Below are 22,568 nucleotides of genomic sequence, written 5' to 3'. Positions count from 1 at the left end.
CGAAGGCTGCGATCTTTTGATCTTCAATACAAATCGACGGGATCGACATCCAGCGACCAGCGCACCGCGCGCCCACTCGGCATCTGCTCCAGTACCAGCAACCAGCTCGCCAGCAACCGATGCAGCGGCGCACGTGCCGTCGCCTGCAACAAAAGTTGCGCGCGATAACGCCCGGCGCGGCGCTCCATCGGCGCAGGCACTGGCCCGAGCAATTCGATCCCGCCCAGATTCTGCTCAGCCAGCAAGCGCTCGGCTTCGCTACACGCCTCATCGAGAAAGCCTTCCGCTTGCCCCGGTTTGTGCGCTTCGGCACGCAACAACGCCAGATGCGCAAAGGGTGGCAGCCCGGCGGCCCGGCGTTCGCTCAAAGCCTGCTCGGCAAAGGCGAAATAGCCTTGTTCGGTGAGCTGCACCAATAAAGGATGGTCGGCGAGGTGCGTCTGAATGATCACCTTGCCCGGCTCCTCAGCACGCCCGGCGCGCCCGGCCACCTGCACGATCAACTGCGCCATGCGCTCGCTGGCGCGGAAGTCGCCGGAGAACAAACCGCCGTCAGCATCGAGGATCGACACCAGAGTCACCCGTGGAAAGTGGTGACCCTTGGCCAGCATCTGCGTGCCGACCAGAATGCACGGCTGGCCTTTCTGAATCGTCGCGAACAGCTGATTCATCGCGTCTTTGCGCGAAGTGCTGTCGCGGTCAACGCGCAGCACCGGATAGTCCGGGAACAGAATCGCCAAGCGTTCTTCGGCGCGCTCGGTGCCGGCGCCCACGGGCCGCAAGTCGACCTTGTTGCACTTCGGGCACTGGCGCGGCGTGCGCTCGACGTAACCGCAGTGGTGGCAGCGCAGCTCGCCGTAACGCTGGTGCACGGTCATCCGCGCATCGCAGCGCGAGCACTCGGACATCCAGCCGCAGTCGTGGCAGAGCAACGTTGGCGCGAAGCCGCGACGGTTGAGGAATACCAACACCTGCTGGCCGTTGGCGAGGGTCTGGCCGATGGCTTGTTGCATCGGCCCGGAAATCCCACTGTCCAGCGGACGACTTTTGACATCCAGGCGCAGGAACCGCGGTTGTTTGGCGCCGCCCGCTCGCTCATTCAGGCGTAGTAGGCCATAACGACCGGTGTAGGCGTTGTGCAGACTTTCCAGCGATGGCGTGGCGGAACCGAGCACAATCGGGATGTTTTCCTGCCGCGCACGTACCAGCGCCAGATCGCGAGCGTGATAGCGCAAGCCTTCCTGCTGTTTGTAAGAACCGTCGTGCTCTTCATCGATGATGATCAGCCCGGGATTTTTCATCGGCGTGAACAGTGCCGAGCGGGTGCCGATAATAATGTCGGCCTCGCCATCGCGGGCGGCGAGCCAGGCGTCGAGGCGCTCGCGGTCATTGACTGCCGAGTGCAGCAGGGCGATCCGCGCGTTGAAGCGCTGCTCGAAGCGCGCCAGGGTCTGCGGGCCGAGGTTGATCTCCGGGATCAGCACCAGCGCCTGTTTACCCGCTGCGAGGGTTTCGCGAATCAGCTGCAAATAGACTTCGGTCTTGCCGCTGCCGGTGACCCCGGCCAGCAGGAACGCGTGATAACTGTCGAAGCCGGCGCGGATCGCTTCGTACGCGGCACGTTGTTCGCCATTGAGCGGCAGCTCCGGTTGCGCCAGCCAGTGTTCGTGGCGCACGCCCGGCGCGTGGCGGCGGATTTCCACTTGCACCAGGCCTTTGGCCAGCAGCAGATCGAGACTGTCTTTGCTCAACATCAGTTTGCTCAGCAACTGATGGGCGACGCCGTGCGGGTGCTGGGCCAGGGTCGCCAATGCCTCGCGCTGGCGCGGTGCGCGGGCGATGCGCGGATCTTCGAGGCTGGCGCCAGGGGTGATTGACCAGAAACGTTCTTGCCGGGCCTCGGCCAGTTCGCCTTGGCGCAACAGCACCGGCAACGCCCAGCTCAGGGTGTCGCCGAGGCTGTGCTGGTAATACTGCGACGTCCACAGGCAAAGCTTGAACAGCGCGGGCGGCAGCGGCGGCGTGTCATCAAGCAGGGCCAGCGCCGGTTTCAGTTTCTCCACCGGCACTTCGCTGGTGTCCGTGACTTCGACCAGAATCCCGATCATCTCGCGCCGGCCGAACGGCACCCGCAGGCGCATGCCCGGCTGCAATTGCTCGCGCAGCACGCCAGCCGGCGCTCGATAGTCGAACAGGCGGCGCAGGGGCGAAGGCAAAGCGAGGCGCAGAATGGCGTCGGGCACGCGGGGGATCTCGATCAACACAAGGGCTAGGCACATAACCCTGTAGGAGTGAGCCTGCTCGCGATAGCGGGGTATCAGACGACATAAATGTTGAATGACACACCGCGATCGCGAGCAGGCTCACTCCTACAAGGGAATCGCGTATTGGGCCGGGAGCCTAGCAGACGGTCGGTCTCGGTGACAGCTTGCGTGATTGAAAAGGTCTGGTAGAATCCACGGCCTAATTACGTGCGGTATTCAACAATAGTGTTGGATGGCGGCACGCAGCCTGAGGAAGACACCATGAAAGCCGATATCCATCCAACATACGAAATCACCGCAGTTACCTGCAGCTGTGGCAACAAGTTCGAAACCCGTTCGAACCTGGCCAAGCCTCTGGCGATCGACGTATGCAACGAATGCCACCCGTTCTACACCGGTAAGCAGAAGACTCTGGACACCGGCGGCCGTGTGCAGAAGTTCGCAGACCGTTTCGGTGCTTTCGGCAAAAAAGCCTAAGGCTCCTCATTCTGGAAAACCTCTACGGCTTTTCCGGTCTGATGAAAAAGGCGTCCCTTGTGGGCGCCTTTTTTGTGTCCGCGATCTGGCTGTCCGGCGCGCAGGCCTTCTGCCCAGCGCCCGCTGGATTGACCAGCGTCACGGTGCAGCGCGTGATCGATGGCGATACCTTGCGCTTGGGCGACGGCCGCAGTGTGCGCATGATCGGCCTCAATACGCCTGAACTGGGCAAGCAGGGCCGCAGCGACGAACCGTTTGCAGTGGCGGCGCGCCAACGTTTGCAAGCCTTGGTCGAAGCCAGCGGCGGACGTGTCGGTTTGCGCCCAGGCAAGCAAGCCCAAGACCATTACGGGCGTACGCTCGCCCATATTTACAGTGCCAGCGGCGCCAATCTTGAGGCGCAAATGCTCGCCGATGGCCTGGGTTTTCAGGTCGCGGTGGCACCGAATGTCGATCTGGTCGCCTGTCAGCAAGCCGCCGAACGCAGCGCCCGGCAGGCAGGCCGAGGCCTCTGGCGGCAATCACCTGTAGTGAAATCGGGGCAGATCCAGCGCTCGGGCTTCGCCGTGGTCAGTGGGCGTGTGAGCAAGGTTCAGCGCAATCGCGGTGGAATCTGGATCGAGTTGCATGACTCGCTTGTATTGCGCGTTGCACCCAATCTGGTCGGACAATTCGACAATGCCCGCTGGCCGGCGCTGAAGGACAAGCAAATCGAGGCGCGCGGCTGGATCGTCGATCGCTCGCGGCGCGGTGGGCTTCAATCCGGTCAGTCGCGTTGGTTGCTTCCGCTGACGGATCCTTCAATGTTGCAAACGCCGCGCTGAAGAAAAATTGTAGACATTTTTTCTGTCGATTGTGAACAGTCCAGCCCTTGTGCGCCGTGGCTCTTGGCCCAAAGTCGTAGGGCAGGGCGCTTGACAGGGGTGACCGCTCAGTCTTGTGGGGACTTTGCGAGGCGCGTATCCTCGCTGACCAGTCTGTCCAACAGTAAAAAGCGGAATGCCAAAATGTCTGATCTGAAAACTGCCGCTCTCGAATATCATGCCAATCCTCGTCCAGGGAAGCTGAGTGTCGAGCTCACCAAGGCCACTGCTACCGCTCGCGACTTGTCGCTGGCCTACAGCCCCGGCGTAGCTGAACCAGTGCGTGAGATCGCTCGCGATCCTGAACTGGCCTACAAATACACCGGCAAGGGCAACCTGGTTGCAGTCATTTCCGATGGCACCGCGATTCTCGGTCTGGGTAACCTCGGCCCACTGGCGTCCAAGCCAGTGATGGAAGGTAAAGGCGTACTGTTCAAGCGCTTCGCCGGCATCGACGTGTTCGACATCGAAGTCGACTCCGAAAGCCCGCAAGCCTTCATCGACACCGTAAAACGCATCTCCATCACCTTCGGTGGCATCAACCTGGAAGACATCAAGGCACCTGAGTGCTTCGAGATCGAGCGCGCTCTGATCGAGCAATGCGACATTCCGGTATTCCACGATGACCAGCACGGCACCGCCATCGTGACCGCTGCCGGCATGATCAACGCCCTGGAAATCGCTGGTAAAACCCTGCCAGACGCCAAGATCGTCTGCCTGGGCGCCGGCGCTGCCGCCATCTCCTGCATGAAATTGCTGGTGAGCATGGGCGCACGCATCGAAAACATCTTCATGGTTGACCGTACCGGCGTGATCCACTCCGGCCGTGACGACCTGAACCAGTACAAAGCAGTATTTGCCCACGCTACCGAGAAGCGCAGCCTGGCTGACGCACTGGCAGGCGCTGACGTGTTCGTCGGTCTGTCCGGTCCGAACCTGCTGAGCGCTGAAGGCCTGCTGTCGATGGCGGCCAACCCGATCGTGTTCGCTTGCTCGAACCCGGATCCGGAAATCTCCCCGGAGCTGGCGCACGCTACCCGTAGCGACGTGATCATGGCCACCGGTCGTTCGGATTACCCGAACCAGGTCAACAACGTGTTGGGCTTCCCGTTCATCTTCCGTGGTGCCCTGGACGTTCGCGCCAAGCGCATCAACGAAGAAATGAAAGTGGCTGCAGCCAACGCCCTGCGTGAATTGGCCAAGCTGCCTGTTCCTCAGGACGTGTGCGATGCCTACGGTGGCGCGCCGCTGGAATTCGGCCGTGAGTACATCATTCCGAAGCCAATGGACAAGCGTCTGATCACCCTGATCTCCGACGCTGTGGCCAAAGCCGCGATCGAGACCGGTGTAGCGACCCTGCCGTATCCGAAGAACTACCCGCTGAAAAGCGTGGATGACGTGTTCAACGGCTAAGCCGTTGTAGCGCTTCAACCGAAAGCCCCGGCTCGTGAGAGTCGGGGCTTTTTATTGCCTGAAGATCAAGAGCCCCCTCACCCTAACCCTCTCCCTGAGGGAGAGGGGATTGACCGTGGAAGATTCGCGAGATACACCGACCTGAAAGTGCGTTAGCGCCTATGGATTCAACACAGCACGTTCAGGTCGGCATCACTCACCAGCATCCCCCAATCAGTCCCCTCTCCCTCCGGGAGAGGGCTAGGGTGAGGGGCTCTTGATCTTCAGGCATTGAAAAGCCCCGCACTTCTCTCGAAGGCGGGGCTTTTCAATGCCGCTGGATCAGAACAGATCGATCGGTGCCTGCTCATCCGCCGGCAACGGGCTGCCCGGCACGGCGCCGTTACCCAGCTCATTCACCGACGGCGGCGTATCCTCAGCCTTGAACAGCTCAAAGTACGCACCCGGAGTGCTCGGCGTCGCCGCACGACCACTGACCGGATCCACGCGCAGGCTCAGCAAACCTTCCGGCTCAGGCTGAACATGCGGCGGCTTGTCCTTCAACGCTGCCGACATGTAGTTCATCCAGATCGGCAGTGCCACCGTGCCGCCGAACTCACGGCGACCGAGGCTTTCCGGCTGGTCGAAACCGGTCCACACCGTGGTCACGTAATCGGCGTTGTAACCGGAGAACCACGCGTCTTTCGATTCGTTGGTCGTGCCGGTCTTGCCAGCGATGTCGCTGCGGCCCATGGCCAATGCGCGACGACCGGTGCCAAGCTTGATCACGTCCTGCAGCATGCTGTTGAGGATGTAGGTAGTGCGGCCATCGACGATCCGCTCAGCCACCGCCGGCGCTTGCGCTACGGCAGCATTGCCCGGCGCTTCACCCGGAACCGGCGCGGCATTGACCGTGAACGATTGAGTCTCCGGCGCTGCAATACCGTCCGTCGCCGAACCGCCCTGAGGCACGGTCGGCGGGTTGGCGACGAACAGCGTGTCACCGTTACGGCTTTCGATCTTGTCGATGATGTACGGGGTGATCTTGTAACCGCCGTTGGCGAACGTACTCCAACCGGTCGCAATCTCCATCGGCGTCAGCGTTGCGGTGCCGAGCGCCAGCGACAGGTTTGGCGGCAGGTCCTGCTTGTTGAAGCCGAAGCGGGTGATGTAGTCGATGGTCTTGCCCACGCCCATCGCCTGCAGCAGGCGGATCGATACCAGGTTGCGCGACTTGTACAGGGCTTCACGCAGACGGATAGGGCCGAGGAAGGTGTTGGTGTCGTTCTTCGGACGCCAGACCTTGTCCAGGTACTCGTCGACGAACACGATCGGCGCGTCGTTGACCAGCGTGGCGGCGGTGTAGCCGCTGTCCAGCGCAGCGCTGTAGACAAACGGCTTGAAGCTCGAGCCCGGCTGACGCTTGGCCTGCATGGCGCGGTTGTAATTGCTCTGCTCGAAGGCAAAACCGCCGACCAGCGAGCGGATCGCACCATTCTGCGGGTCCAGCGACACCAGCGCGCCTTGTGCCTGCGGAATCTGGCTGAACTTCAGCGAGTTGTCTTTCTGGCGCTGCACACGAACCAGGTCGCCGACCTGCGCAACATCCGACGGCTGACGCGGGTTAGCGCCCATGCTGTTGGTGTTGAGGAACGGCCGCGCCCATTTCATGGTGTCCCAGGCGACGTGCTCTTCGCCGGTGCGGGTCAGCACTTGCAGGCCATTCTTGTCGATCTGAGTGACGATGGCCGGCTCGAGGCTGCTGATGGTGCGTTGCTTGGTCAGCTCGCTGGCCCAGGCTTCACGGGTTTTGCCCGGCAGACGCGACTCAGGCCCACGGTAGCCGTGACGCTGGTCGTAGGTCATCAAGCCTTCGTGCAGCGCCGTGTTGGCCATTTCCTGCAGATTGCTCGGCACCGTGGTGGTGACGCGGAAACCTTCGGTGTAAGCCTCGCTGCCATAGCGACCGACCATTTCGGCACGGGCCATTTCGGCGATGTACGGTGCGTTCACTTCCGGCGTCGGTACGTGATAGCTGGCGTTCAGTGGTTCGTTGATCGCGGCGGTGTAATCCGCTTCGGTGATCTTGCCGAGCTTGTACATGCGCCCGAGGATCCAGTCGCGACGTTCTTTACTGCGCGCCGGGTTGGCCAGCGGGTTGAAGCGCGACGGTGCTTTCGGCAGGCCGGCGATCATCGCCATCTGCGCCAGGCTGATGTCACGGATCGACTTGCCGTAATACACCTGCGCCGCCGCCTCGATGCCGTAGGCGCGGTTGCCCAGATAGATCTTGTTCACATACAGCTCAAGGATTTCATCCTTGGTCAGCTGCCGTTCGATCTGCAGGGCCAAGAGAATTTCGGTGGTTTTGCGCGAGAAGCTGCGTTCGCTGGTCAGGAAGAAGTTCTTCGCCACCTGCATGGTGATGGTGCTGCCGCCGGACTGGATGTGTCCGCTTTTGACCAATTGGGTCGCGGCACGCATCAGGCTGCTCGGATCAACGCCATAGTGGTTGGCGAAATTGTCGTCTTCAGCACTTAGTAACGCATTAATGAAATTGGGTGGAATGTCGGCGAAACGGATCGGTGTACGGCGCATTTCGCCAAATTCTGCGATCAACTTGTTGTCGCTGGAATAGACCCGCAGGGGAATCTGCAACTGAATGCTTCTCAGCGCCTCCACAGACGGCAAACCCGGACTAAGGTAAAGAAACGCGCCGCTGAGACCTAAAAGCAGTCCGCAGAAAACGGCGACGATGGACCAACCGAAAAATTTCAGCAGACGAATCAAGGCGTTTGAACATCCAGGGCAAAGAATGAATTTGGCGACGGGGTTCCGGCTACACACAGAACAGTCCGCGCTGGCAGTAAAAAGCGGAAAAAAACGCTGGGCATTATAAGCACTTTTCCGTCGGAGGCGTCATTTGCGCTTCTGTCAAGACGGGAGGAAGGAACGCAATGCGTATTACAGAGTCCGTAACTCACGGAAAGTCATAGGGAATTGGTAGTGCTGGGACTCTTCAATAAAAAGACCAATACGTTACTGGGGATCGACATCAGCTCAACCTCGGTAAAGCTGCTGGAGCTGAGCCGTCAGGGCGATCGCTACCGGGTCGAGGCGTACGCGGTGGAGCCATTGCCCGCGAACGCCGTGGTCGAGAAAAACATCGCCGAGCTCGAAGGCGTTGGCCAAGCCCTCAGTCGGGTGCTGGTCAAGGCACGCACCGGGCTGAAAAGCGTGGCGGTGGCGGTGGCCGGTTCTGCGGTGATCACCAAGATCATCGAAATGGACGCCGGACTGTCCGATGACGAGCTGGAAAACCAGCTCAAGATCGAAGCCGACCAATACATTCCCTATCCGCTGGACGAAGTCGCCATCGATTTCGAAGTCCAGGGCGTGTCGCCGCGCAACCCCGAGCGTGTCAGCGTTTTGCTGGCCGCCTGTCGCAAGGAAAACGTCGAAGTCCGTGAAGCGGCCCTGGCCTTGGCCGGCCTGACTGCGCGGGTGGTGGATGTGGAGGCTTATGCGCTGGAGCGCTCGTTCGGCCTGCTCGCGAAGCAGTTGGCGGCCTCGCAGGAGCGCTTGACCGTGGCAGTGGTCGACATCGGCGCCACCATGACCACCCTTAGCGTCCTGCACAACGGCAAGATCATCTACACCCGCGAGCAATTGTTTGGCGGTCGCCAGCTCACCGAGGAAATCCAGCGTCGCTATGGCCTGACTGTCGAGCAGGCCGGACTGGCGAAAAAACAGGGTGGCCTGCCCGACGATTACGTCAGTGAGGTCTTGCAGCCGTTTCGTGAGGCGCTGGTGCAGCAGGTATCACGTTCACTGCAGTTCTTCTTCGCTTCCGGCCAATACAACGCGGTCGACCACATTCTGCTGGCCGGCGGCACGGCGTCGGTGCCGGGGCTCGACCGCTTGATCGAGCAGCGCCTGGACACGCCAACCCAAGTGGCCAATCCGTTTACCGACATGGCCTTGAGCAGCAAGGTCAACGCCGGGGCACTGGCCAGTGATGCACCAGCCCTGATGATTGCCTGCGGGCTCGCGCTCAGGAGTTTCGACTGATGGCGCGGATCAATCTTTTACCCTGGCGCGAAGAGCGTCGCGAGGAGCGGCGCAAACGCTTCCTGCTGGCGCTGATCGGCGTAGTCGTAGGGTCGGTGGGTGCGGTATTTATTGCCGATCAGATCATCAGCGCGGCCATTGATCGGCAAATGGCGCGCAACGAATACATTGGCAAGCAGATCGCCGTGGTCGATGAGCGGATCAAGCAGATCAGCGATCTCAAGGCGCGCCGCCAGCAATTGGTCGAGCGCATGCGCATCATCCAGGACTTGCAGGGTAACCGGCAGATCAGCGGGCGGATCTTCGATCAACTGGCGCGCTCGCTGCCTGATGGCGTGTATTTCACCCAGGTGAAAATGCTCGGCAGAACCCTTTCCATCAGTGGCGCAGCGGAGTCGAACAATCGCGTTTCCGAGCTGATGCGCAATCTGGACGCTTCTGACTGGTTCGATGCGCCGAGCCTGAATGAGGTAAAAGCGATCACAGCCGATCAGGTGGAGCAATCCAGTACATTTCAGTTGACCGTTCGTCAGACGCAGCCGAAAAGCCTGGAGGACGATCAATGAAACCGTCCGAATGGCTTGAAAGCCTGCGCAACATCGATTTCAACGATCTCGACTCCAGCAACATCGGTTCCTGGCCCGCCGTCGTGAAGGCCATCGCCGGGGCGTTGTTGATGGTGCTGGTATTGGGTCTCGGCTATAACTTTTTCATCAGTGACATGGAAAACCAGCTCGAAACCAAACGGGAAGAAGAGGCCGCGCTCAAGGAACAGTTCGCCAGCAAAGCGCGTCTGTCGGCCAATCTCGAGCTGTACACCCAGCAGATGAAGGAGATGGAAAACTCCTTCGGCGTGTTGTTGCGGCAGTTGCCTAGCGACACCGAGGTGCCGGGGCTGCTGGAGGACATCACCCGCACCGGTCTGGGTAGCGGCCTGGAGTTTGAAGAAATCAAACTGTTGCCGGAGGTCACTCAGCAGTTTTACATCGAGCTGCCGATCCAGATCACCGTTACCGGTGCCTATCACGACCTGGCGACTTTCGTCAGTGGCGTCGCAGGGCTGCCGCGCATCGTCACCCTGCATGACTTCGAGCTGGCGCCGGCCAACCCCGAGGGCGGGTCGAAGCTGCGCATGAGCATCCTCGCCAAGACCTACCGCTATAACGACAAGGGGCTGCAAAAATGACCCCGACTCGTTATTTCGCCCTGTCGGTGGCCTTGCTGGCGCTGAGCGGTTGTGGAGGCAGTAGCGATTTCAGTGACCTCGACGCCTACCTGAATGAAGTACGCCTGCGTCCGGCCGGCAAGATTGAACCAACCCCGACATTCCGGTCTTACCCCACATTCACCTACAGCGCTGCCAATCTGCGCAGTCCGTTCTCGCGGCAGGTGCGTGCCGATCTGGCCGGGCGGCAGCACGGCTCGCGCAACGTCAAACCCGACCCCAGCCGGGTCAAGCAATACCTCGAAGGTTTCAATATCGAGCAGTTCGAGATGGTCGGCACGATCTCCAATGTTTCCGGCTCCTTTGCGCTGTTGCGCGGGGCGGGCGGGGTGCATCGGCTGAAAGTCGGCGATTACCTGGGGCGCAACGATGGCCGCATCGTCGCCATCAGCGCCACCCAGGTCGATGTCGTCGAAATCGTTCCTGACGGCGAAGGCGCCTGGCTGGAGCGCCCGCGCACCATTCCTTTGAAAGAGCACTCATAGTGGAAGTCGAACAATGAACAGGATTTTCTCAACCTTCGGTTTTTCGCTATGGATAGCGCTGATGTCGCCGATGGTACTCGCGGCCAACCTGAAAACGCTGGACGTGGCGGCGTTGCCGGGTGATCGCGTCGAGCTGAAACTATCGTTCGACGGCGCACCGCCCCAGCCCAAGGGTTACACCACCGAATCACCGGCGCGGATCGCTCTCGACTTGCCGGGTGTGTCCAGTCAGTTGGCCAGCAAGAACCTCGATCTGGGCAGCGGCAATGCGCGCACTGCCACGGTAGTCGAGGCCAGGGACAGGACGCGGCTGATCGTCAGCCTCACCCAGCTGGCGCCTTACAACACGCGAGTCGAGGGCAATAATCTGTTCGTGACGGTCGGGCAGGGTGCGCCAGTTGCCGCGCCACGACCTGCTGCCATTGCGCCACGCCCTGTGGCGGCACCGGCCAAGGCATTTGTGCCGAAAAGCCGGGCCATTCGCGGCGTGGATTTTCAGCGTGGTACGACAGGTGAGGGTAACGTGGTCATCGATCTGTCCGACCCGACCATCGCCCCGGATATCCAGGAACATGACGGCAAGATCATTCTCGGCTTTGCCCGTACGCAGTTGCCAGAAAAGTTGCGAGTGCGCCTCGACGTCAAGGATTTCGCCACACCGGTGCAGTTCGTCAATGCCGCCGTGACCGGTGATCGCACGGTTATTACTGTCGAGCCCAGCGGCACCTACGAATACTCAACCTTCCAGACCGACAACAAGCTGACCGTCAGCATCCGTCCGATGACGGTCGACGACCTGCAAAAGCGCAATGCCGACCGCAACAGCTATGTCGGCGAGAAGCTTTCGCTGAATTTCCAGGACATCGATGTTCGTTCGGTGCTGCAACTGATCGCCGACTTCACCAACCTCAATCTTGTCGCCAGCGATACGGTGCAGGGCGGCATTACCCTGCGTCTGCAGAACGTACCTTGGGATCAGGCGCTGGATCTGGTGCTGAAAACCAAGGGGCTGGATAAGCGCAAGGTCGGCAATGTACTGCTGGTCGCACCGGCCGATGAGATCGCCGCGCGCGAACGCCAGGAACTGGAATCGCAAAAGCAGATCGCCGAACTGGCGCCGTTGCGTCGTGAGCTGCTGCAGGTCAATTACGCCAAGGCGGCGGACATCGCCAAACTGTTCCAGTCGGTGACCAGTGCCGAAGCGAAAATCGACGAGCGTGGCTCGATTACTGTCGATGAGCGGACCAACAACATCATTGCCTACCAGACCCAGGATCGCCTCGACGAACTGCGGCGCATCGTGGCGCAACTGGATATTCCGGTGCGCCAGGTGATGATCGAGGCACGCATCGTCGAAGCCAACGTCGATTACGACAAGAGCCTGGGTGTGCGTTGGGGCGGGTCGGTGCAGAACAAGGGCAACTGGAATACCTCCGGGGTCAGCAACGGTTCTTCGACGACCATCGGCACGCCGGGCAGTACCAGTACCAACTCACCGTTCGTCGACATGGGCACCGTCAACAACACCTCGGGGATCGGCATCGCTTTCATTACCGACAACGTCTTGCTCGATCTGGAGCTGACAGCCATGGAGAAAACCGGCAACGGCGAAATCGTCTCGCAGCCAAAGGTCGTCACCTCCGACAAGGAAACCGCGAAAATCCTCAAGGGCACCGAGATACCGTATCAGGAAGCCAGCTCCAGCGGCGCCACTTCGGTGTCGTTCAAAGAGGCTTCGTTGTCTCTGGAAGTCACGCCGCAGATCACCCCCGATAACCGCATCATCATGGAGGTCAAGGTCACCAAGGACGAACCGGATTACCTGAACAAAGTGCAGGATGTGCCGCCGATCAAGAAAAACGAGGTCAATGCCAAAGTCTTGGTGAACGACGGCGAAACCATCGTGATTGGCGGTGTTTTCTCAAATACTCAAAGCAAGGTTGTAGATAAGGTGCCATTTCTTGGCGATGTGCCGTATCTTGGCCGCCTTTTCCGGCGTGATGTGGTTTCGGAGAAAAAATCCGAGCTGCTGGTGTTTCTCACTCCGCGTATCATGAACAATCAGGCGATTGCTGTGAGTCATTGATTCTGTGCGAAATTTGATTCTTGTAGGACCGATGGGCGCTGGAAAAAGCACCATCGGCCGGCTGCTGGCCAAAGAGCTGCGCCTGCCGTTCAAAGATTCCGACAAGGAAATTGAACTGCGCACGGGCGCCAACATTCCGTGGATCTTCGATAAAGAAGGTGAACCGGGCTTTCGTGACCGTGAGCAGGCGATGATCGCCGAGCTCTGCGCGTTTGACGGCGTGGTTCTGGCGACCGGCGGTGGCGCAGTCATGCGTGATGCCAACCGCAAGGCCCTGCATGAGGGCGGGCGAGTGGTGTATCTGCATGCCTCCGTCGAACAGCAGGTCGGCCGCACGTCGCGTGATCGCAACCGGCCGTTGCTGCGCACCGCCAATCCAGAAAAAACCCTGCGTGACCTGCTGGCGATCCGCGATCCGCTTTATCGGGAAATCGCCGATCTGGTGGTGGAAACCGACGAACGGCCGCCGCGCATGGTGGTGCTCGACATTCTCGATCGTCTGGCACAGCTTCCACCCCGTTAAAGCATCGCTCGAAATGCGCTATCCTCGGCGTCCTGTCACAGCCCTGCGAGGTTGTGGCGGCTAGCGTGCGAGCGACGTCATACCCGCTACAGGCCGCAGATAACCAATAATTCAGGGCAGGACGCCTGCTTCCATCTTCACTGTGGGGACACATGCAGACACTCAAGGTCGATTTAGGCGAGCGCAGCTACCCGATTCATATTGGCGAAGGTTTGTTGGATCAGCCTGAACTGCTGGCGCCGCATATCCATGGGCGGCAGGTGGCAATCATCTCCAACGAGACCGTTGCGCCGCTCTATCTTGAACGTCTGACCCGCAGCCTGGCGCAGTTCTCGGTGATCTCCGTGGTTTTGCCGGCCGGCGAAGCCTTCAAGAACGGGGAACCCCTGCAACTGATCTTCGACGGTCTGCTGCCCGCCCGGCATGACCGCCGCACCACCGTGATCGCCCTTGGCGGCGGTGTGATCGGCGACATGGCCGGCTTCGCCGCGGCCTGTTACCAGCGCGGTGTCGATTTCATCCAGATTCCTACGACATTGTTGTCCCAGGTCGATTCGTCGGTGGGCGGCAAGACCGGTATCAACCATCCGCTGGGCAAGAACATGGTCGGCGCGTTCTATCAGCCGAACGTGGTGCTGATCGATACCGCGTCCCTGAAAACCCTGCCAGAACGCGAGCTGTCCGCAGGCCTGGCAGAAGTCATCAAGTACGGGCTGATCTGTGACGAGCCGTTCCTGACCTGGCTCGAAGACAACGTCGACGCCCTGCGCGCACTGGATCAAAAAGCCCTGACCTATGCCATCCAGCGCTCCTGCGCGGCCAAGGCGGCGGTGGTCGGCGCCGATGAAAAGGAAACCGGCGTGCGCGCCACGCTCAACCTCGGCCACACCTTCGGCCACGCCATCGAAACCCACATGGGCTATGGTGTCTGGCTGCATGGTGAGGCGGTCGCGGCGGGCACCGTGATGGCGCTGGAAATGTCCGCGCGTCTGGGCTGGATCAGCTTTGAAGAACGTGATCGCGGCATCCGTCTGTTCCTGCGCGCCGGCCTGCCGGTGATTCCGCCTGAGGAAATGACCGAAGCCGACTTTCTCGAACATATGGCAATTGATAAAAAAGTGATCGACGGTCGTCTGCGCCTGGTGCTGCTGCGCCGGATGGGCGAAGCGGTGGTGACCGACGATTATCCGAAAGAGGTTCTACAGGCCACGCTGGGAGCGGATTACCGCGCCCTGGCTCAGCTTAAAGGTTAATAAGATTCCGATGACTAGTTTGCATGCCGACGAGGCGTTCCTCGGCCATTTCCAGTTAAGTCACGACCCGTTCGCGCCGCGCGTGCCGGGCTTCAAATTCTTCCCGGCCCAGCGCAAACCGGTGCTGGGGCAGTTGCATCACCTGGCGCGTTACAGCCAGTTGCTGTTGGTGGTTACCGGTCCGCAAGGCAGCGGCAAGACTCTGCTGCGTCAGGCCTTGGTGGCCAGTACCAACAAGCAGTCGGTGCAGAGCGTGGTGGTTTCCGCCCGCGGCGCTGGCGATGCCGCTGGCGTGCTGCGTCAGGTCGCTCAGGCGCTGGATGTGGCTCAGGCCGACGTCGGTGCGATTCTGGCGCAAGTGGTACAACTGGCGCTGACCGGCCAGGAGGTCTATCTGCTGGTGGATGACGCCGAGCAGCTCGACGAATCCGCGCTTGAAGCGCTGATGGCGCTGGGTGCCGGTGCACCGGAAGGTCGCCCGCACGTGTTCCTGTTCGGCGAGTCGTCGCTGATCGCGCAACTCGAGGCCTTGCACCTCGAGGAAGAGCGCTTCCACGTCATCGAGTTGCAGCCGTACACCGAAGAAGAGACCCGCGAGTATCTCGACCAGCGGCTCGAAGGTGCGGGCCGTGGTGTCGAACTTTTCACCGCGGATCAGATCTCTGATATTCACGAAAGCTCCGAGGGTTGGCCTGGCAACATCAACCAGGTTGCTCGCGATGCACTGATCGAAGTCATGATTGCCAGCCGCTCTGCGGTGAAGCGTCCAAGTATGGGGTTCAACATGCCGAAGAAACACGTATTGGCGATTTCCGCCGTCGTCGTGGTCGCGGTCGCCGCCGCCTGGTTGATGCCAGGTCGCAGCAAGGCGCCGACCACCGGTGCTCCGGCCAATGAACAGGCACAGTTGCCGTTGGGCCAGGGCGCTGCCAATGGCGCAAATCCATCCGTCGAATTCGCCGGTAACACGCAGCCGATGCCGTTGCCGCTGGTCGGTAACTCGCAACCGGTCATGCGTGGTCCGCTGGCTGAAGAGGCTGGTGGCATCACTGAAGGCGACGACGGCGTGCCGTTGGAAGGCTCCAGCGCTACACCGCCTACCGTAACCACTTCCGCGCCACCAGCAGGCGTTCCGGCCGGTCCTGCACCGACACCGGTGCCAGTCCCGGCGGCCAAACCCGCTCCAGCGCCAACTCAGGTTGCCACCGCCAAGCCTGCTCCGGCAGCGCCAGCGGCAAAACCTGCTCCAGCGCCAGCCAAGCCAGTTGCTGCGGCCAAACCGGCCGAGAAGCCGGTCACCGTTGCCAAGGCCGCCGGTGGCAGTTGGTACGCCGGTCAGCCGACCGGTAACTATGTGGTGCAGATCCTCGGCACCAGTTCGGAAACTGCCGCGCAAAACTTCGTCAAGGAGCAGGGCGGCGAGTACCGTTATTTCAAGAAAGTCCTCAACGGCAAGCCGCTTTACGTGATCACCTACGGCAACTTCGCCAATCGTGATGCAGCCGTTTCTGCCATCAAGGCCTTGCCAGCGAAGGTTCAGGCTGGTAAACCTTGGCCTCGCACTGTCGCCAGCGTCCAACAGGAACTGGCAACAACTCGCTGAAGATTCGGCGACCTTACCCAGGCCGCCTCTCCAAGCACCTCAAAATTTCTACGAGTGCGCGCCGCCTTCACAGGCCGCGTGCCTTGTGGTGTCTGCGTCACAGTAGTCTTTGAGTCGTTGCAGTCAGAATTAAAAAAGTTTTGACTAGCACAGCAGATCGCTTTAAACCTTTCACAAATGCGACATGAATTTGCGACATTTCGTCGTCAAATTTGTGAGCCTCTGTGTCGCTGTGTACAATGACCACCCTTTTGCCCCTGCTAAGCTGGCGTACGTTCGGCGCGGGATGCAAGTGGTTGAATTGAAAAGAAATTTGCCTCGAAAAGAGGCAGCCTGGTGAGAAAGTGTCTATGAAAGCAGGTCTGTACCAACCAGATGAATTCAAGGATAACTGCGGTTTCGGCCTGATAGCCCATATGCAGGGCGAACCCAGTCATACCCTTTTGACAACGGCCATCGAGGCCCTGACCTGCATGACCCACCGCGGTGGGATTAATGCCGACGGCAAGACCGGTGACGGTTGCGGTCTGCTGATTCAGAAGCCTGATGCGTTCCTGCGTGCCATTGCCCAGGAAACCTTCAGCGTCGAGCTGCCCAAGCAATATGCGGTGGGCATGGTTTTCTTCAACCAGGACCCGGTCAAGGCCGAAGCCGCTCGCGAAAACATGAACCGCGAGATCCTCGCTGAAGGTCTGCAACTGATCGGCTGGCGCAAAGTGCCCATCGACACCAGCGTCCTCGGCCGCCTGGCCCTTGAGCGCCTGCCGCAGATCGAGCAGGTGTACATCGGCGGCGAAGGCCTGAGTGATCAGGACATGGCCGTGAAGCTGTTCAGTGCGCGTCGTCGTTCGTCGGTGGCCAACGCCGTCGATTCCGACCACTACATCTGCAGCTTTTCGCACAAGACCATCATCTATAAAGGCCTGATGATGCCGGCCGATCTGGCCGCGTTTTATCCAGACCTGAGCGACGAGCGCCTGCAAACCGCAATCTGCGTGTTCCACCAGCGCTTCTCCACCAACACCCTGCCGAAATGGCCGCTGGCCCAGCCATTCCGCTTCCTCGCCCACAACGGCGAGATCAACACCATCACTGGTAACCGTAACTGGGCGCAGGCCCGTCGGACCAAGTTCAGCAATGATCTGATGGATCTGGAAGAGCTCGGCCCGCTGGTCAACCGTGTCGGTTCCGACTCCTCGAGCATGGACAACATGCTCGAGCTGATGGTCACCGGCGGCATCGACCTGTTCCGTGGCGTGCGGATGATCATTCCGCCAGCGTGGCAGAACGTCGAAACCATGGACCCGGATCTGCGTGCGTTCTACGAGTACAACTCGATGCACATGGAGCCGTGGGACGGCCCGGCCGGCGTGGTGATGACCGACGGTCGTTACGCGGTGTGCCTGCTCGACCGTAACGGTCTGCGCCCGGCGCGCTGGGTCACCACCACCAACGGCTTCATCACCCTCGCCTCGGAAATCGGCGTGTGGGACTACAAGCCTGAAGACGTGATTGCCAAAGGCCGTGTCGGCCCTGGCCAGATCTTCGCCGTGGACACCGAAACCGGGCAGATCCTCGACACCGATGCGATCGACAACCGTCTGAAATCCCGTCATCCGTACAAGCAATGGTTGCGCAAGAACGCCCTGCGCATTCAGGCGACCATGGAAGACAACGACCACGGTTCGGCTTTTTACGACGTCGATCAGCTCAAGCAATACATGAAGATGTACCAAGTCACGTTCGAAGAGCGCGACCAGGTCCTGCGTCCGCTCGGCGAACAAGGCTACGAAGCCGTTGGCTCGATGGGCGACGACACGCCGATGGCCGTGCTATCCCAACGTGTGCGCACGCCGTACGACTATTTCCGCCAGCAGTTCGCGCAGGTCACCAACCCGCCGATCGACCCGCTGCGTGAAGCGATCGTGATGTCGCTGGAAATCTGCCTCGGTGCCGAGCGCAACATTTTCCAGGAGTCGCCGGAACACGCCTCGCGCGTGATCCTCAGCTCGCCGGTCATTTCCCCGGCCAAGTGGCGCTCGTTGATGAACCTCGACCGTCCGGGTTTCGAACGGGCGATCATCGACCTCAACTACGACGAAAGCGTCGGCCTCGAAGCGGCAATCCGCAATGTCGCCGATCAGGCTGAAGAAGCCGTGCGCGCCGGGCGGACCCAGATCGTCCTGAGCGACCGCCATATCGCCCCGGGCAAGCTGCCGATCCACGCATCCCTGGCGACCGGTGCCGTGCACCACCGTCTGACCGAAAAAGGCCTGCGTTGCGATTCCAACATCCTCGTTGAAACCGCGACCGCTCGCGACCCGCATCACTTTGCGGTGCTGATCGGTTTCGGTGCCTCGGCGGTTTATCCGTTCCTCGCGTACGAAGTGCTGGGTGACCTGATCCGTACCGGTGAAGTGCTGGGCGACCTCTACGAGGTGTTCAAGAACTACCGCAAAGGCATCACCAAAGGTCTGCTGAAAATTCTGTCGAAGATGGGCATTTCGACCATCGCGTCGTACCGCGGTGCGCAGTTGTTCGAAGCCATCGGCCTGTCCGAAGAAGTCTGCGACCTGAGCTTCCGTGGCGTACCAAGCCGCATCAAGGGTGCGCGTTTCGTCGACATCGAAGCCGAGCAGAAAGCACTGGCCAGCGAAGCCTGGAGTCCGCGCAAGCCGATCCAGCAGGGCGGTCTGCTGAAGTTCGTCCACGGCGGCGAATATCACGCGTACAACCCGGACGTGGTCAACACCCTGCAAGCCGCCGTGCAGCAGGGCGACTACGCCAAGTTCAAGGAATACACCTCGCTGGTGGACAACCGTCCGGTGTCGATGATCCGCGACCTGTTCAAGGTCAAGACCCTCGACACGCCGCTGGACATCAGTGAAATCGAACCGCTGGAATCGGTGCTCAAGCGCTTCGACTCCGCCGGTATCTCGCTGGGCGCACTGTCGCCGGAAGCTCACGAAGCCCTGGCCGAAGCCATGAACCGCCTCGGTGCGCGTTCCAACTCCGGCGAAGGTGGAGAGGATCCAGCACGTTACGGCACCATCAAGAGCTCGAAAATCAAGCAGGTTGCCACTGGCCGTTTCGGGGTAACGCCGGAATACCTGGTCAACGCCGAAGTGCTGCAGATCAAGGTCGCGCAAGGCGCCAAGCCGGGCGAGGGCGGGCAACTGCCTGGCGGTAAAGTCAACGGTTTGATCGCCAAGCTGCGTTACGCAGTGCCGGGCGTAACGCTGATTTCGCCACCGCCGCATCACGATATCTACTCGATCGAAGACTTGTCGCAGCTGATTTTCGACCTGAAACAAGTCAACCCGAAAGCACTGGTTTCCGTGAAGCTGGTAGCTGAAGCGGGCGTCGGCACCATCGCCGCCGGTGTGGCCAAGGCCTATGCGGACTTGATCACCATCTCCGGCTACGACGGTGGCACCGGTGCATCGCCGCTGACCTCGATCAAATACGCCGGCGCACCGTGGGAACTCGGCCTCGCCGAAACTCACCAGACCCTGCGCGGCAACGACCTGCGCGGCAAAGTCCGGGTGCAGACCGACGGCGGCCTGAAAACCGGCCTCGACGTGATCAAGGCGGCGATCCTTGGCGCCGAAAGCTTCGGCTTCGGTACTGCGCCAATGATCGCGCTGGGCTGCAAATACCTGCGTATCTGCCACCTGAACAACTGCGCCACCGGCGTTGCGACGCAGAACGAGAAGCTGCGCAAGGACCACTACATCGGTACCGTCGACATGGTGGTGAACTTCTTCACCTACGTCGCCGAAGAAACCCGTGAGTGGCTGGCAAAGCTCGGCGTGCGCTCCCTCGAAGAGCTTATCGGTCGTACCGATCTGCTGGAAATCCTCGAAGGCCAGACCGCCAAGCAAAACCACCTGGACCTGACGCCGCTGTTGGGCAGCGATCACATTCCGGCGGACAAGCCACAGTTCTGCGGCGTTGAGCGCAACCCGCCGTTCGACAAAGGCCTGCTGGCCGAGAAAATGGTCGAGATGGCTTCGTCGGCGATCAACGACATGAGCGGCGCCGAGTTCGACCTGGACATCTGCAACTGCGACCGTTCGATCGGCGCGCGGATCTCCGGCGAAATCGCGCGCAAGCACGGCAACCAGGGGATGGCGAAAGCGCCGATCACCTTCCGCTTCAAGGGCACTGCCGGTCAGAGCTTCGGTGTGTGGAACGCCGGCGGCCTGAACATGTACCTCGAAGGCGACGCCAACGACTACGTCGGCAAAGGCATGACCGGTGGCAAACTGACCATCGTGCCGCCAAAGGGTAGCGTTTACAAAACTCAGGAAAGCGCCATCATCGGCAACACCTGCCTGTATGGCGCCACCGGCGGCAAGCTGTTTGCTGCTGGCACCGCAGGCGAGCGTTTCGCCGTGCGTAACTCCGGTGCCCACACGGTTGTGGAAGGCACTGGCGATCACTGCTGTGAGTACATGACCGGTGGTTTTGTCTGCGTTCTGGGCAAGACCGGTTACAACTTCGGCTCTGGCATGACCGGTGGTTTCGCCTACGTGCTCGATCAGGACAACACCTTCGTTGACCGGGTCAACCACGAACTGGTGGAAATCCAGCGGATCAGCGGCGAGGCGATGGAAGCCTATCGCAGCCACCTGCAAAACGTGCTGAACGAGTACGTCGCGGAAACCGACAGCGAGTGGGGTCGTGAACTCGCCGAAAACCTCGATGACTACCTGCGCCGTTTCTGGCTGGTCAAGCCCAAGGCTGCCAACCTGAAGTCGTTGCTTTCCAGCACTCGTGCCAACCCGCAGTGATATGCGCCTGAAGAGTTTGATGAGGTTTTAACAATGGCTGAACGTCTGAATAACGACTTCCAGTTCATCGATGTCGGGCGCAAAGATCCGAAGAAGAAACTGTTGCGTCAACGCAAGAAAGAGTTCGTCGAAATCTACGAACCGTTCAAACCCCAGCAGTCGGCCGATCAGGCCCACCGCTGCCTGGGTTGCGGCAACCCGTATTGCGAATGGAAGTGCCCGGTGCACAACTTCATTCCCAACTGGCTCAAATTGGTGGCCGAAGGCAACATCCTTCAGGCCGCCGAGCTGTCGCACCAGACCAACACCCTGCCGGAAGTCTGCGGCCGGGTGTGCCCGCAGGATCGTCTGTGCGAGGGTGCCTGCACCCTTAACGACGGTTTCGGCGCGGTGACCATCGGTTCGGTCGAGAAGTACATCACCGACACCGCATTCGCCATGGGCTGGCGCCCGGACATGTCCAAGGTCAAGCCGACCGGCAAACGTGTCGCGATCATCGGTGCAGGTCCGGCGGGTCTCGGTTGTGCCGACGTGCTGGTGCGTGGTGGCGTGACCCCGGTGGTGTTCGACAAGAACCCGGAAATCGGTGGCTTGCTGACCTTTGGCATCCCCGAGTTCAAGCTGGAAAAGACCGTGCTGAGCAATCGTCGCGAAGTCTTCACCGGCATGGGCATCGAGTTCCGCCTGAACACCGAAGTCGGCAAAGACGTGACCATGGAGCAACTGCTCGCCGAATACGATGCAGTGTTCATGGGCATGGGCACCTACACCTACATGAAGGGCGGCTTTGCCGGTGAGGATCTGCCGGGCGTTTATGACGCACTGGATTTCCTGATCGCCAACGTCAATCGCAACCTGGGCTTTGAAAAGTCGCCGGAAGATTTCGTCGACATGAAAGGCAAGAAGGTCGTGGTCCTTGGTGGCGGCGACACGGCGATGGACTGCAACCGCACGTCGATCCGTCAGGGCGCCAAGTCGGTGACCTGCGCTTATCGTCGTGACGAAGCGAACATGCCCGGCTCGCGCAAAGAGGTGAAGAACGCCAAGGAAGAAGGCGTGAAATTCCTCTACAACCGCCAGCCGATCGCCATCGTCGGCGAAGACAAGGTTGAAGGCGTCAAAGTGGTCGAGACCCGTCTCGGCGAACCGGACGCCCGTGGCCGTCGCAGCCCCGAGCCGATCCCGGGCTCCGAAGAGATCATCCCGGCCGACGCCGTGGTTATCGCTTTCGGTTTCCGCCCGAGCCCGGCGCCGTGGTTCGAACAGTTCGAGATCCAGACCGACAGCCAGGGCCGCGTCGTTGCGCCTGAGCAAGGTCAGTACAAGCACCAGACCAGCAACCCGAAAATCTTCGCCGGTGGCGACATGGTGCGCGGTTCCGACCTGGTGGTGACGGCCATCTTCGAAGGCCGCAATGCTGCCGAAGGGATCCTCGATTACCTGGGCGTCTAAAAAACAACGCAATACTTTGTAGGAGTGAGCCTGCTCGCGATGGCGGTAGATCAGTCACCTGATGCATTGACTGATACT

The 22,568-nt window shown here is 60.5% G+C and carries 15 protein-coding genes; 13 read left to right on the top strand and 2 right to left on the bottom strand.

From position 1 onward, the window contains the following. Positions 1-23 precede the first annotated feature (23 nt). Positions 24-2,243, bottom strand: coding sequence for a primosomal protein N' (locus AK821_RS06070; protein ID WP_064388875.1), 2,220 nt, complete (start codon positions 2,241-2,243; stop codon positions 24-26). 282 nt (positions 2,244-2,525) lie between these two features. Here AK821_RS06070 and rpmE point away from each other — a divergent pair, with 282 nt between their 5' ends. The 3 genes from rpmE (at position 2,526) to AK821_RS06055 (ending at position 5,017) form a co-directional block, all read left to right on the top strand. Next, positions 2,526-2,741, top strand: a complete 216-nt coding sequence (gene rpmE, locus AK821_RS06065) for a 50S ribosomal protein L31 (protein ID WP_054595223.1) — start codon at positions 2,526-2,528, stop codon at positions 2,739-2,741. Between the two features lie 41 nt (positions 2,742-2,782). Then, positions 2,783-3,565, top strand: a complete 783-nt coding sequence (locus AK821_RS06060; RefSeq protein ID WP_064388874.1) for a thermonuclease family protein — start codon at positions 2,783-2,785, stop codon at positions 3,563-3,565. Positions 3,566-3,748: 183 nt separating this feature from the next. Next, entirely contained in the window at positions 3,749-5,017 is a 1,269-nt protein-coding gene (locus AK821_RS06055; protein WP_064388873.1) for a malic enzyme-like NAD(P)-binding protein, read from the top strand. Between the two features lie 321 nt (positions 5,018-5,338). Here AK821_RS06055 and AK821_RS06050 read toward each other — a convergent pair whose 3' ends face one another. Beyond that, complete coding sequence (locus AK821_RS06050) at positions 5,339-7,783, bottom strand: penicillin-binding protein 1A (RefSeq protein ID WP_401166437.1); 2,445 nt, start codon at positions 7,781-7,783, stop codon at positions 5,339-5,341. A 219-nt stretch (positions 7,784-8,002) separates the two neighbouring features. On the opposite strand from AK821_RS06050, the gene AK821_RS06045 reads away from it, so the two are divergent. The 10 genes from AK821_RS06045 to AK821_RS06000 all read left to right on the top strand — a co-directional run bounded on the left by AK821_RS06045 (position 8,003) and on the right by AK821_RS06000 (position 22,490). Next, entirely contained in the window at positions 8,003-9,067 is a 1,065-nt protein-coding gene (locus AK821_RS06045; RefSeq protein WP_064388871.1) for a pilus assembly protein PilM, read from the top strand. Further along, positions 9,067-9,633, top strand: coding sequence for a PilN domain-containing protein (locus AK821_RS06040; protein WP_064388870.1), 567 nt, complete (start codon positions 9,067-9,069; stop codon positions 9,631-9,633). Before AK821_RS06045 ends, AK821_RS06040 begins: the two co-directional genes overlap by 1 nt. Beyond that, positions 9,630-10,253 carry a type 4a pilus biogenesis protein PilO gene (pilO, locus tag AK821_RS06035; RefSeq protein WP_064388869.1) on the top strand — a complete coding sequence of 208 codons (624 nt, stop codon included), beginning with the start codon at positions 9,630-9,632 and terminating at the stop codon, positions 10,251-10,253. Before AK821_RS06040 ends, pilO begins: the two co-directional genes overlap by 4 nt. Then, a complete protein-coding gene (locus tag AK821_RS06030; protein WP_064388868.1) occupies positions 10,250-10,777 on the top strand; it encodes a pilus assembly protein PilP in 528 nt (175 codons plus the stop codon). The genes pilO and AK821_RS06030 overlap by 4 nt, the downstream gene beginning before the upstream one ends. 13 nt (positions 10,778-10,790) lie before the next feature. Then, the gene (gene pilQ / locus AK821_RS06025; protein WP_064388867.1) at positions 10,791-12,863 is read left to right on the top strand and encodes a type IV pilus secretin PilQ; all 2,073 of its coding nucleotides are present in this window, start codon (positions 10,791-10,793) and stop codon (positions 12,861-12,863) included. Positions 12,864-12,867: 4 nt separating this feature from the next. Then, positions 12,868-13,386, top strand: coding sequence for a shikimate kinase AroK (gene aroK, locus AK821_RS06020; protein ID WP_011332081.1), 519 nt, complete (start codon positions 12,868-12,870; stop codon positions 13,384-13,386). Between the two features lie 152 nt (positions 13,387-13,538). Beyond that, the gene (gene aroB / locus AK821_RS06015; protein WP_064388866.1) at positions 13,539-14,639 is read left to right on the top strand and encodes a 3-dehydroquinate synthase; all 1,101 of its coding nucleotides are present in this window, start codon (positions 13,539-13,541) and stop codon (positions 14,637-14,639) included. Between the two features lie 10 nt (positions 14,640-14,649). After that, on the top strand, positions 14,650-16,242 hold the full coding sequence (locus AK821_RS06010; RefSeq protein WP_064388865.1) for an AAA family ATPase: 1,593 nt from the start codon (positions 14,650-14,652) through the stop codon (positions 16,240-16,242). A gap of 350 nt (positions 16,243-16,592) precedes the next feature. Further along, on the top strand, positions 16,593-21,038 hold the full coding sequence (gltB, locus tag AK821_RS06005) for a glutamate synthase large subunit (protein ID WP_064388864.1): 4,446 nt from the start codon (positions 16,593-16,595) through the stop codon (positions 21,036-21,038). 33 nt (positions 21,039-21,071) lie between these two features. Beyond that, a complete protein-coding gene (locus AK821_RS06000) occupies positions 21,072-22,490 on the top strand; it encodes an FAD-dependent oxidoreductase (RefSeq protein WP_007909438.1) in 1,419 nt (472 codons plus the stop codon). Positions 22,491-22,568: the final 78 nt, after the last annotated feature.

Origin of the sequence: Pseudomonas sp. RIT-PI-r (assembly GCF_001297015.1) — a bacterium.
Taxonomy (GTDB): domain Bacteria; phylum Pseudomonadota; class Gammaproteobacteria; order Pseudomonadales; family Pseudomonadaceae; genus Aquipseudomonas.
The sequence above is the reverse complement of the archived record's forward strand: the minus strand, read 5'-3'. Positions and strand labels throughout refer to the sequence as shown.

Coding starts and splice junctions, on each gene's coding strand:
- rpmE (WP_054595223.1), top strand. CDS start 2,526: ATGAAAGCCGATATCCATCCAACATACGAAATCACCGCAGTTACCTGC.
- AK821_RS06060 (WP_064388874.1), top strand. CDS start 2,783: ATGAAAAAGGCGTCCCTTGTGGGCGCCTTTTTTGTGTCCGCGATCTGG.
- AK821_RS06055 (WP_064388873.1), top strand. CDS start 3,749: ATGTCTGATCTGAAAACTGCCGCTCTCGAATATCATGCCAATCCTCGT.
- AK821_RS06040 (WP_064388870.1), top strand. CDS start 9,067: ATGGCGCGGATCAATCTTTTACCCTGGCGCGAAGAGCGTCGCGAGGAG.
- pilO (WP_064388869.1), top strand. CDS start 9,630: ATGAAACCGTCCGAATGGCTTGAAAGCCTGCGCAACATCGATTTCAAC.
- AK821_RS06030 (WP_064388868.1), top strand. CDS start 10,250: ATGACCCCGACTCGTTATTTCGCCCTGTCGGTGGCCTTGCTGGCGCTG.
- pilQ (WP_064388867.1), top strand. CDS start 10,791: ATGAACAGGATTTTCTCAACCTTCGGTTTTTCGCTATGGATAGCGCTG.
- aroB (WP_064388866.1), top strand. CDS start 13,539: ATGCAGACACTCAAGGTCGATTTAGGCGAGCGCAGCTACCCGATTCAT.
- AK821_RS06010 (WP_064388865.1), top strand. CDS start 14,650: ATGACTAGTTTGCATGCCGACGAGGCGTTCCTCGGCCATTTCCAGTTA.
- gltB (WP_064388864.1), top strand. CDS start 16,593: ATGAAAGCAGGTCTGTACCAACCAGATGAATTCAAGGATAACTGCGGT.
- AK821_RS06000 (WP_007909438.1), top strand. CDS start 21,072: ATGGCTGAACGTCTGAATAACGACTTCCAGTTCATCGATGTCGGGCGC.